Here is a 9,548-nt window from a genome sequence, read left to right on the forward strand (position 1 = left end):
TAGAGGTGCTATCAAATTAAAATATCATAAGGTTATTTGTTTGCGCATATTTTATTAAAAAATCAAGTTTGTCTTTTGGTAAAATGTTCTCTAATATATATTTTGGAACATTAAAATCGAAGTCTCTGTGTAATGTCGGCTTTATGTCGCGTTGCAATTCTTCATAGTCGTCAGTTATACCTAAAAAATCATCTGATAATGCCCTTACTTGCGAATCATCCATCCAAAAATTCGGTGGATAGTATATGCTAAAAAACTCATCGTTTGCTTTTAAAAATTTCTTATGAAGCTTGTGATTTTTATTTTCCGTATTAGGCACCTTAAAAGTCCAAAATTTACTGTTATTGCAATAAATTTGGGTGAAGTATAAGGCTACGTTATATGCCAATCTACTATAATGCCACGTCGCCTCATATAAAGTATATGAATTATAGCCGAACCTCTTAATATAAGCTCGCTTTTCTTTATTGAGCGCAGAATATCGAATATCGCTCAATAAATAATTTTTAAGAACTAATTCAATCGTTTCAATATCTAAAAGCTTAATCGTAAATTTTGTAAGTTTTTCAAATTTATCAAGCTTTTTAAAATCATCGTATAGGCACGGTTGCAAACTCTCTAGATAAAGATGTTCCATCTCACTAATAATATTGATTTTGTCAAATTGCTTTATTGGAGTAGTTATATTTATGCCTATTTTAGTGGTATTTCTTATCGAGGGCGAGCCATCTTTGCTTTTTTTGATAATCGTCCTAGCTATAAAGAATATAATGATAAGCCAAACTATCATCGCTAAAACGTTTTGATTTACCATATTTATGCCCCATTGTTTTCATAAATTATAGCAAACTTTTTAGATATTTGGTTATTCGGGGCGGTCTAATTTTTCTTTCAGAGCTTCTTTGGCGTATCGATTCAGCTCTTCGTCGGTCTTGAGAATTTCTATTGTGCAAAAGCTGGTGCCGCATTTCGGACATTTGCGCCAACGCTGCACCGTAGTGCTTTTGATCGTGGCTATGACGCAGGTTTTTTCGTAGGCACACTTCGGGCAGATCATACTTGCCCTTTGCTGGCGCGGAATTGCGCGATCTTGCTTAGTCCGGTGATTAGCTTGCTTGCATTTGCCGCGCTGAGTTTGGCGAGCTGCTCCTTCCTGCCAAGCAAAATTTTACATTGTCGCATCGTAAAGCCCAAAAGTCCCCGCTCGTCCATACCAAGGTGGGCGGCAAGCGCGCTTATGCGAGCAAACTGCGACGGGCTTATTTTTTTGGCGGCGGGCTTCGCGTCTTTGTCGCTTCGCTTCGTTGTGCGCATCCTATTCGCGCTCGCGTTATAGATCAAATTTCTCCCCAATATGTCGGGCTTGAAGTCCGTTCCGTCCTCTGCGCGGCCGCATAAAATATCAAGCGCGCGCTCAAGCTCGCTTATGCTTAGCTCCTTGCAGCTATAGACGCCGAAGCGGAAGCCAAGCCAATCCTCCCACGCATCCGCCGCCTTTATTTGCTTGTATAGTGAGGCGGTGTGAATGCGGGTTAGAAGCTGCTTACGGTAGATCTCTTGGGATTTGGTCATCGCTTGTCCTTTAGCTTTTTAGCAACACAAGCGCTACGATCGCCGTGAAGCTAAGCGCGATAAATATCGTGCTTGTGAATATTAAAAAGAGCTGCATTATTTAATCTCCAAATTTGGGTTCTCGTAGATGTTGCCGACGATCTCAAACTCTTCTGGAGCTTCTTTGAATTCTTTTGTAATTGGATACTCCGGGTTTATCCTGCTCAGATCGTGCATATAGAATCCACAATCAAAGCAAATTTTATAGATACGCAATCCCCATTTAATAAAAAAGCCCGTATAAATTTCTTTGCCGTTTTTGTCATTTACGCCTGTATATTGCATTAGCTCGATTTTGCGGAAAGAAACCTCGAAGCAGGTTTGCTCTTTTTCGCTCCATAGCGTAGCTGTTTCATTTGCAAAATTTAGTTCCATCACCTCGTATATCCCTTTTGGATATTTCTCATATCCTAACGTTATTCCATTCGGCAATCTTTGATTGGAACGCAAAAACGCCCTAAATTTAAGATCTCTCATTGTTTACCCTTTCAAATTTTACAAAAGCAATATCCCAATAGCTATTGTTATCAAGCTACCAAACAGCACAGCAGCACACATAAGGGCTACTAAAATATGTTTGAGATCTATATTCATTAATGTGTCTCCTTTCGGTTGTTCCCTGTCTTTGCTTCGCCACCCATTTTTAAAAAAGAATACGCCATAACGAAAATAGCGGCGTCTTTTATTTCGTTGGTAGTCATTTATTCATCCTTAAATTTAAACCTTTTAAAATACGCTTAACACCGAATTAAACGTATTTTAAAGGGCTTAAAGCCCTTTAATGAAGTCTCTTAACTTGATTCTTCTTACGTATCTAGGCAAAAGCCTATTTTTATTATCTCTTGAGCCTTTAAATTTGCTCCAGTATATTTGAAACATGCTCTCTTTTGAAGTTAGCGAGTCGTTTTTCATCCACTATCCTTTTTAGACATTTGCGCTTTGCAAATTCTCTATCTTGGTCTCGATGCGAAAGTTATCCTTTACCGTGCGCTTTAGACCGAGTTTAACGAGGCTTGCGTCATCAAGCTCGCAGATCGCGTCTTTGTTTATAGTCTCCTCGTAGGATATGCAATCATCAAGCTTATAGCTCTTTAGCGCTTTGATGAGCTTTTCGACCTTTTCTTTGATACGCGGCAAGCTTACGCTCTTGCTTAGTTTGTATCCGATCTTGCCGAAGGTGAAATCCTTGCTGCGCTTTTCGGCAAACTCTGCCTTATTGCTCTCGCAAAATGCCGTGATTTGGGCTTCGATATATTTCTTTTCGCTATCAAGCTTCTCGACCCGGGCTTTTTGTGCGTCCTTGATCTCGTTGCACTTTAGCGTTATCTCTCCGTTTATATCGGTCAAAGCTACCTCAAGCTCACATACTCGCTTTAGCGCGTTATCGACATCTGCAAAACTATTTATCTGCATCTTTTTCTCCTTTTAAATTTTTGATTTTTTCTAGTATGGCTTTATAGGCGTGCATCGAACCGCTCATTTGCATTTGAATGAGCGCTAGCGGAGCATTCGAAAAGACATCCGCGGGCTCGTAATGATATCGCTCGTCCGCCTTGATTTCCGCTATCTCGCCTTTCACGAATTTTTCAAGTTCACTAATCGTCTCTTCTTCCTCTGCTTTGAGACTATTTAGGATTTTACCAGCCGTCTCTATAGTGGCATCTGCCGCCGCCTGTGCTACTGCAAGCATAGGATCATCATCGTATGGTGGCTCTACTCTAGCGCTAGCGTAGCCGTGGCTGAGTTCTGCTTCATTTACCATGCGGCATATGAGCTTTTTTGTTGCTTCCATATATTTTCCTTTCTAAAATTTTAAGTTTTTTGGCTAGGCTGTATTTTATGACGTAGCCGTATCGTAAGCAGATCGGAAGGCTTGATTTCCCTTTTCTTACGATCCGCACCATGCTCTCCTCACTCGTCAAAAAGACTAAATTTCAGCTCCCTCACGCCGAGCTGCCTTGCAAGCTCTCGCTCGTATGCCATGCCCTTGCTATTTTCGCTGCCTTCGCAGGCAAAAAAGTAGTAGTAGCTGCATACCGAGAGGAGCTCCTCGCAATTTTTCATTATTTGCTCGCGCTCCAGCTCGCTATACACCCCCATCCATGCAAGCACGGGCGATATAGGCTCGTAGCCGTTGGCGCGCACGATGGCGCAGGCCTGCTCGGCAAGCTTGCGGGCATAGTAGTCGCGATCTCGCTCATGCTTGCACGGGATACTTGCATACGGCGAGCTTACAAATACCAGCCTTACCGTTCGTTTGTCCATATTTTTCTCTCCTTCCTTTTAAATTTAACTTTATCGAGCCCTTGAAAAAGGGCTCTGTAAAATCAATTTACGCTAGCTTTAAAAGCTTTCACCCCCTCGCAGCGCTCGCTGATCTTTGATACTATCTTATTTAGCACCTCTCGCTTTGAGGCCTCGGCCGTATAGCACACCAGCTTGAGTCCGAATTTCTCCTCATCGATGCTTACAAAAAGCTCGCATTTAAATTCGCCTCTGATCTCCGTATCGGCCTCGTAAACCGGTAATGTAAAAGTGATCGTCTTCGGGATCTGGATGGTCTCTTTCGCACCCGATTTGATCTCTACGTCCAGGCTGATTTTTGAACTCGTATTTTTCTGCACGCTGTCAAATTTCTTGACCGCTTGCAGGCTCTCTGCTAGCTCGATTACATCCATATTGTCGTTTGGCTTGCCGTCTATGTCTGAAATAAACATAAACAAGCTCTTTAACAAAAATACAAACTCGCGCTGACCTAGGGTTTCGCCTACGTTTTTGTTAAATGTGTAGAAAAACGGCGTAACGCCTAAGCCCAGATTTATGCGCTTTTCACAAAACTCAGCCTTATCTTTAGAATTAAAATCGACGATGCACTTTATGCTTTTATCGTCGAAAAATAGCTTTGAGCTAGGCTCTTTATATTCATTGACTAGATCAACGAAGCTATCTACATCTAAAGCATTTATGGTGTAGCTATTTCTTAACGGCTCTTTGAGTAGCTTCTGGTCAATATCGTAGCTTTTGTGAACTATTATCGCTCTTTTAGCCTCGTCCACCGAAACGCTCGGCACCACATATTTGTTTTCTTCCTCTTGCATTTTCTATCCTTTTTAAAATTTACATTTTCATTACGAGCTGGTTAGGCGCATTTCGCACCGGAAGTAGCTCGTTTGAGACATAAAATCTAGCTTTTACGGGCTCTTTTGGAAGGCTAGCGCTAGTAGTTCCAAAAACCAGCACCTCACCCTCGGAATTGGGATCGGATTTCACACTTATCTTTATCGTTACCCCGGCTGTTTTCCCCGTGATCTGCACCGCTCTTATGGCTTCTTTTAAATTTTCTGCGGCTGCGCCTAAAAGCGCTCCTGCACCTAAGCTTCGCAAGGCGTCAACTAAGACATCTATATCGCTATTTACTATCGTCATTTCTTCGACCTTTCTTTTGATTTTTTAGGGCTTTGCCCACCTTGAGCTATTGATATAACTCCTCTGCCGCACTTTGAGCTCATTAAGCGCTTAATGGAGTTTTTAAATTTAAAAACTCCATTAAAAGCTTTGGGCGTTATTAAGGCTCTTTTAAATGCCTTAAAATCTTTTCTATATACGGATCTGCCGCCATCGTCTCATCGGCGCAGATGTGAAGCCTACCAAAGCTCGCGATTTCGGCACAAGGCTTTTTATCCCCGTAGCAAAAGCTCACATAAAATGCCCAGCCCTTTACGAGCAACCCGCCTCTTATTTCGTCGCGACGCACCGAGCGAAGACCTACGCTTACCATATCAGGCACGGCGGCGCTCATCTTTGCGTGTAATTCGCGCAGAGCTGCGGCGCTATAATCCTGTGCGCTTAGATTTATCAAATCCTTAAGCTTCAACTCTTCGTTCCTTTCAGGCTCCAGCCGCTACCGAGCCTTTGAGCTTCGCAGCGCTCAAGTTCGGCGATGGTTTCAAATATCTCCATCCACTTCTTGCGATTTTTCGGGTGCCTAAGCTTCGCAAGCGCCGTGCGCTCTATCATCGCGACGCGTTCGACGCTGATGCCTAGCATTGCCGCAAGCTCGCGGTAAGCTACGTCCGCATCGCCCTTTAGCATCCTCACCCGCTCGGCGCATACCTTGTCCGTACGGTAGCTCTGAATTCTTTGCATTTCACACTTCCTTTTGTTTTAACTTCTCGGGCGAGCTAAGCCTGCCCTGCGAGCGGGAGCTACGCTCCCTGCACCCACCTGAAGTTTCAGAAATTTTGCAAGCAAAATTTTAAAATTTCGGCGAGCTCTTGCGCCTTCACGCTTGCTTAGTGCTAGCGACATCTTTCTTCTCTTCGAAGAGTACGCGCTGCTTGTGCTCGCCTACTTTGCCAATATTGAAGCTCTCTACCGGGCGCAAGTAGCCCATCACACGGGTGTATACTATGCACTTGGTGCGTTTTGCTTCAAGCTCTTTAGGAAATTTCATATCCACTCCTTTTAAATTTAACTTTATAAGACGCCCGCGTGGGGGCGCCATTTAAAATCAAAGCCTTAGCTCCAAATAGTGCCGAATCCGCGGCGGAAGTGTGGGATCGGTACCACTATGCTCTCGCGGTGTCTTCTCTTTGCAATCCAGCCCCGCGGGGTCTTAAATAGAATGAATGAGCGCGCGATTATGATCTCATCCTTGCAAGCTTTTAGATCGCTCATTTTCATACCCTTATACGCTTTCATCTCTTATTCCTCCTTATAAAATCACCATGCCGCAGGCTTGGGCTATGATCTCCTCGCCCACGGCGCAGCCGTTAAGAGCCGCTAGGCGGACCGACTTTTTGTGCAACTTTTCGGACGCGCGGAAGTTACCTTTGGCGTGAGCGAAGATCCCCGTGCCGTAAAAAGCATCGCTCTCCTCTTTGCTGAGCCCCTGCATAGCCCATTTGCCGCAAATGCGGCTATATAGCTGCCTAAGCTCCTTATTGCGCCCCACTAAATTCTTTAGCAAAATCTCCGTGCCTGCTAGAATTAGCGGAGTACTCGAAAAATCGTAAATTCTGCGTAGATCCTCAAGCGCCCTGAGCGGCAGATGCTCGGCTTCGTCGATTAGCAGCACCTTATCGGCGGTTTTTAAGAAGCTTGAAATCGCTTTTAATTTGGCATTCGCGCTGCCTGCGGCTTCCAGCCTTAGCGCCTCGCATAGCTCGCCAAGCAAAGCGTTAGCGTTGGTGTGGCAAGTAGCTTCAATTAGCACCGCGTTAGGATTTTTGGCGGCAAAGTCGCGTAGTATCGTGCTCTTGCCGCTACCTGCGGTGCCGTAAAGCAAAGCTATCTCGCGCTCGCCTACGGCTTCGGAGATGACGAAATTCGCCATCTTGTAGTCCCGCGAGTTAAAAATTTCATCTCGCGCGGGCGAGGTGGCAAACTCTTTTGCTTTTTTGGCGCTCGCATCGATATAGGCGCCTATCTTGGCTGCGATCGCCGCATTATCGCCCTTGTATTTGCCCGCTCGAAATTGGCTGATCGCTCCCGGGCTAATGCCCAAAGCCCGCGCAAGCGCGCTCATACTCACGCTTCCGCCCTCTAAGAATTCGTTTAGCTTAGATATAATCTCTTGCATATTTTCTCCTTTGCCCATAAAGGGGCTTTTAAAAGACATTTTATGCCCTTTAAAAGCGCCTTATCCGCAGACTACTTCCTCAAAGCTCTTTATCTTGCGCTCCGCTTTGCGCTGCGCAGCTTGCGCGCTCAAAATTTCATCGCTCAAAGCTACGCTAGAGTTCAGGCTTTTAGCCCCTTTTAGCGCAGCATCTATTAGCCTGCTTTCGTTATTTGCCGCTTGTGGCTTAGGCATTGCGGCGGGCTTAGCTTCTACCATGCGCACTATCTGCTCAAAATCCGCTCGGTGTGCGATCGATGCAGCGTCCATCTGCTTTTTGGTCTCCTTTAGGCGCTTATTAAATAGCTTTTGCGCGCTTTTGGCCTCCTCGGCGCTTACTCCCTCATCCAAATCAAGCGTAGAAGCAACGCCGATAAATTTGTTATCCTCGCTCCACAAAAAGCACTCATTTATATTATTGACGTTTTTGCTGACCCATACGCGCTCAAGCCCATACATCTCCACGCTATAAAACTTCACACCATCTAGGCTGATGCCTTTTTTATGCACGTGTTTCAGCTCTCGTCCGCCAAGACGCGCGCTGATGCTTAGAGCGTCCATATACACGGCGTCGCTTATCTTTGCGCTATACGCAGCTGCGCAGGTAGTATCAAGGCGCTCAAGGTAGCGGGTGTTTAGAAATTTTTCCGCATACATATCCATTAGCTCTTGCACCTCGCTTAGGTTTTTTAGCATCGTTAGATTCGTCTTGTAGCCTCTTTTTAGGCGGCGCTCTTTTTTAGAGCGAAAAAACTCTATAGCTTGGCGCTGCGAGATATTGTGTCCGATGAAGCCCGCCAAATTTGCGCTAAAGCTATGCTGCAGGGCTCTAAAATTTCGCTCTACATAGGGCTTTAGCCAGCCACTATAGGCGCGCACGGCTTTATACTCGATCTCAAGCGCGCCTAAAACCTCTTTCATATATTCGCTCTTAAACGCCTTGCCGTTATCGCCCTTGATTACCTTTGGCTTGCCGTAGCGCACGATATATTTGGCGACGGCTCTAGCGATGCAGAGAGAATTTTCACTATCGCTGATGTGAAAAGTCGCTACTCCGCTATACGTATCGATTAGGGCAATGATGGTGTAACGCTTTTGCCACTCTTTTACATAGTTTTGAAATTCGTCTTTGTCTTTAAAGACAGTGCTGACGTTTTGCCAGCCGATTAGCTCGCAAAGCTCGCTAGCGTTGCAGATTAGATCCAGTGGGCTGCCATCTATCTCCACGACTTCGTTTATCGTGCTTACGGCGTAGTTGCTGATACCAAGAGCCGGCAAGCCGCGACCGACCGCTCCATCCTCGCCGTAAAGGATGATGTTTTTTACGAGCTTATTTTTGTTTAGGTAGTTGTTTACGAAGCGATTTACTACCTCATAGCTTACAATCTCGTCTTTTTTGCCTTGAAAATCCTCGAAGTTTATGAGAGAGTTTTTCGCCGCATGGTAATTTAGCACCTTATAGATGTTTGTTATATCTACCTTGCCCATACCGCTGCATGCGAGTATCAGTTCCACGCAAAGCGGCGCAAGACCTAGCGCGTCAAGCTTTAGGGTCTTATTATTATCCCGCTCGTCCACTAGCGCATCCAGCCCGCCTCTTTTAAATTTACGCTGCCAGTCGTAGAGCTTATTTGCGGTTACCTTTACGCAGCATATCTTTTTCGCGTTGATATACTCCAGAAAAGCAGCCTCACTTATCTTGCCTTTTGCATCTTCCCACGCCTTGATTACGTCGTATTTTTCAAAAGCGGCTTTGCGCTTTTTATCCGAGCAAGTAGCGATAGCCGGGAGGCTTGCCGCGCTCGCGCCGCTATCTCCATTTAAAACCCCTTTATTACCCTTTCTATCTCGAGCGACAAGTCTATTATTTCCAAGCATATTTGCGTTAGCTTTTTGCTCTTTTCCTCGTCCCCTAAAAGCATTGCAAACTCCCTCACATAAGCCGTCAAGCTCTCCATCCTGTGCTTGATCTCCTCTGTAGTTAGATCTACAATAAAGTCCTTGAGCATCATCTTCTCCTTTAGTGAAATTTAGCGGACGGACGGAGGCGGTAGTATTAACCAAATTTACCGCGGAAGCATTGTCCGCCTGCGAAATTTCGCTATTTTTATCATTTATCAAATTATCATCAATCCAAATTTGAAGGGTTTTGCCACCCGCACCACCTATATTCCCGCTAATCCTATTAAACAGACAATTTTGTCCGTTAATAATGCAAAATTTTTTGCCTACCCTCTCAGCTCTTTGAGTGGCTTTTTTGATAGTATCGTATTTTACGCTCAAAATTTCAGCCGCGCGTTTTGAATTTACCCACATT

General features: G+C 44.8%; 17 protein-coding genes. All 17 read right to left on the minus strand.

Going from position 1 to position 9,548, the window contains the following annotated elements; all coding sequences use genetic code 11:
- Positions 1-16: 16 nt before the first annotated feature.
- The 17 genes from Q0224_RS08915 to Q0224_RS08995 all read right to left on the minus strand — a co-directional run bounded on the left by Q0224_RS08915 (position 17) and on the right by Q0224_RS08995 (position 9,547).
- Positions 17-814, minus strand: coding sequence for a hypothetical protein (locus Q0224_RS08915; RefSeq protein ID WP_297950733.1), 798 nt, complete (start codon positions 812-814; stop codon positions 17-19).
- 51 nt (positions 815-865) lie between these two features.
- Positions 866-1,057, minus strand: a complete 192-nt coding sequence (locus Q0224_RS08920; RefSeq protein WP_297950734.1) for a hypothetical protein — start codon at positions 1,055-1,057, stop codon at positions 866-868.
- Positions 1,054-1,572 carry a hypothetical protein gene (locus Q0224_RS08925; RefSeq protein ID WP_297950735.1) on the minus strand — a complete coding sequence of 173 codons (519 nt, stop codon included), beginning with the start codon at positions 1,570-1,572 and terminating at the stop codon, positions 1,054-1,056. The genes Q0224_RS08920 and Q0224_RS08925 overlap by 4 nt, the downstream gene beginning before the upstream one ends.
- A 96-nt stretch (positions 1,573-1,668) precedes the next feature.
- The gene (locus Q0224_RS08930; RefSeq protein WP_297950737.1) at positions 1,669-2,088 is read right to left on the minus strand and encodes a YopX family protein; all 420 of its coding nucleotides are present in this window, start codon (positions 2,086-2,088) and stop codon (positions 1,669-1,671) included.
- Positions 2,089-2,379: 291 nt separating this feature from the next.
- Positions 2,380-2,523 carry a hypothetical protein gene (locus Q0224_RS08935; RefSeq protein ID WP_297950738.1) on the minus strand — a complete coding sequence of 48 codons (144 nt, stop codon included), beginning with the start codon at positions 2,521-2,523 and terminating at the stop codon, positions 2,380-2,382.
- A 12-nt stretch (positions 2,524-2,535) separates the two neighbouring features.
- Positions 2,536-3,024 (minus strand): host-nuclease inhibitor Gam family protein, encoded by a 489-nt coding sequence (locus tag Q0224_RS08940; protein ID WP_297950739.1) that lies wholly within the window; start codon positions 3,022-3,024, stop codon positions 2,536-2,538.
- Complete coding sequence (locus Q0224_RS08945; RefSeq protein ID WP_297950740.1) at positions 3,011-3,403, minus strand: hypothetical protein; 393 nt, start codon at positions 3,401-3,403, stop codon at positions 3,011-3,013. The genes Q0224_RS08940 and Q0224_RS08945 overlap by 14 nt, the downstream gene beginning before the upstream one ends.
- Positions 3,363-3,515: a hypothetical protein gene (locus Q0224_RS08950; RefSeq protein ID WP_297950742.1), complete on the minus strand. Its 153-nt coding sequence runs from the start codon at positions 3,513-3,515 to the stop codon at positions 3,363-3,365. The genes Q0224_RS08945 and Q0224_RS08950 overlap by 41 nt, the downstream gene beginning before the upstream one ends.
- A gap of 7 nt (positions 3,516-3,522) precedes the next feature.
- Positions 3,523-3,876 carry a DUF4406 domain-containing protein gene (locus tag Q0224_RS08955; protein ID WP_297950745.1) on the minus strand — a complete coding sequence of 118 codons (354 nt, stop codon included), beginning with the start codon at positions 3,874-3,876 and terminating at the stop codon, positions 3,523-3,525.
- 62 nt (positions 3,877-3,938) lie between these two features.
- On the minus strand, positions 3,939-4,709 hold the full coding sequence (locus Q0224_RS08960; RefSeq protein WP_297950747.1) for a DUF2303 family protein: 771 nt from the start codon (positions 4,707-4,709) through the stop codon (positions 3,939-3,941).
- Between the two features lie 19 nt (positions 4,710-4,728).
- Positions 4,729-5,037 (minus strand): hypothetical protein, encoded by a 309-nt coding sequence (locus Q0224_RS08965; protein WP_005872523.1) that lies wholly within the window; start codon positions 5,035-5,037, stop codon positions 4,729-4,731.
- Positions 5,038-5,176: 139 nt separating this feature from the next.
- On the minus strand, positions 5,177-5,485 hold the full coding sequence (locus Q0224_RS08970) for a hypothetical protein (RefSeq protein ID WP_297950748.1): 309 nt from the start codon (positions 5,483-5,485) through the stop codon (positions 5,177-5,179).
- On the minus strand, positions 5,482-5,757 hold the full coding sequence (locus tag Q0224_RS08975) for a sigma factor-like helix-turn-helix DNA-binding protein (RefSeq protein WP_297950750.1): 276 nt from the start codon (positions 5,755-5,757) through the stop codon (positions 5,482-5,484). Before Q0224_RS08975 ends, Q0224_RS08970 begins: the two co-directional genes overlap by 4 nt.
- 136 nt (positions 5,758-5,893) lie before the next feature.
- Complete coding sequence (gene nrdD, locus Q0224_RS08980; RefSeq protein ID WP_297950752.1) at positions 5,894-6,064, minus strand: anaerobic ribonucleoside-triphosphate reductase; 171 nt, start codon at positions 6,062-6,064, stop codon at positions 5,894-5,896.
- A 65-nt stretch (positions 6,065-6,129) separates the two neighbouring features.
- Positions 6,130-6,312: a hypothetical protein gene (locus tag Q0224_RS08985; RefSeq protein WP_297950754.1), complete on the minus strand. Its 183-nt coding sequence runs from the start codon at positions 6,310-6,312 to the stop codon at positions 6,130-6,132.
- Between the two features lie 13 nt (positions 6,313-6,325).
- Positions 6,326-7,192 (minus strand): AAA family ATPase, encoded by an 867-nt coding sequence (locus tag Q0224_RS08990; protein ID WP_297950756.1) that lies wholly within the window; start codon positions 7,190-7,192, stop codon positions 6,326-6,328.
- Positions 7,193-7,252: 60 nt separating this feature from the next.
- Positions 7,253-9,547: an integrase gene (locus tag Q0224_RS08995; RefSeq protein WP_297950758.1), complete on the minus strand. Its 2,295-nt coding sequence runs from the start codon at positions 9,545-9,547 to the stop codon at positions 7,253-7,255.
- Position 9,548 lies beyond the last annotated feature (1 nt).

It is taken from the genome of uncultured Campylobacter sp., assembly GCF_938002845.1.
In the GTDB taxonomy this organism is placed as follows: Bacteria; Campylobacterota; Campylobacteria; order Campylobacterales; family Campylobacteraceae; genus Campylobacter_B.

Coding starts and splice junctions, on each gene's coding strand:
- Q0224_RS08925 (WP_297950735.1), bottom strand. CDS start 1,572: ATGACCAAATCCCAAGAGATCTACCGTAAGCAGCTTCTAACCCGCATT.
- Q0224_RS08995 (WP_297950758.1), bottom strand. CDS start 9,547: ATGTGGGTAAATTCAAAACGCGCGGCTGAAATTTTGAGCGTAAAATAC.
- Q0224_RS08990 (WP_297950756.1), bottom strand. CDS start 7,192: ATGCAAGAGATTATATCTAAGCTAAACGAATTCTTAGAGGGCGGAAGC.
- Q0224_RS08985 (WP_297950754.1), bottom strand. CDS start 6,312: ATGAAAGCGTATAAGGGTATGAAAATGAGCGATCTAAAAGCTTGCAAG.
- nrdD (WP_297950752.1), bottom strand. CDS start 6,064: ATGAAATTTCCTAAAGAGCTTGAAGCAAAACGCACCAAGTGCATAGTA.
- Q0224_RS08930 (WP_297950737.1), bottom strand. CDS start 2,088: ATGAGAGATCTTAAATTTAGGGCGTTTTTGCGTTCCAATCAAAGATTG.
- Q0224_RS08960 (WP_297950747.1), bottom strand. CDS start 4,709: ATGCAAGAGGAAGAAAACAAATATGTGGTGCCGAGCGTTTCGGTGGAC.
- Q0224_RS08935 (WP_297950738.1), bottom strand. CDS start 2,523: ATGAAAAACGACTCGCTAACTTCAAAAGAGAGCATGTTTCAAATATAC.
- Q0224_RS08975 (WP_297950750.1), bottom strand. CDS start 5,757: ATGCAAAGAATTCAGAGCTACCGTACGGACAAGGTATGCGCCGAGCGG.
- Q0224_RS08945 (WP_297950740.1), bottom strand. CDS start 3,403: ATGGAAGCAACAAAAAAGCTCATATGCCGCATGGTAAATGAAGCAGAA.
- Q0224_RS08950 (WP_297950742.1), bottom strand. CDS start 3,515: ATGGTGCGGATCGTAAGAAAAGGGAAATCAAGCCTTCCGATCTGCTTA.
- Q0224_RS08915 (WP_297950733.1), bottom strand. CDS start 814: ATGGTAAATCAAAACGTTTTAGCGATGATAGTTTGGCTTATCATTATA.
- Q0224_RS08920 (WP_297950734.1), bottom strand. CDS start 1,057: ATGATCTGCCCGAAGTGTGCCTACGAAAAAACCTGCGTCATAGCCACG.
- Q0224_RS08955 (WP_297950745.1), bottom strand. CDS start 3,876: ATGGACAAACGAACGGTAAGGCTGGTATTTGTAAGCTCGCCGTATGCA.
- Q0224_RS08940 (WP_297950739.1), bottom strand. CDS start 3,024: ATGCAGATAAATAGTTTTGCAGATGTCGATAACGCGCTAAAGCGAGTA.
- Q0224_RS08965 (WP_005872523.1), bottom strand. CDS start 5,037: ATGACGATAGTAAATAGCGATATAGATGTCTTAGTTGACGCCTTGCGA.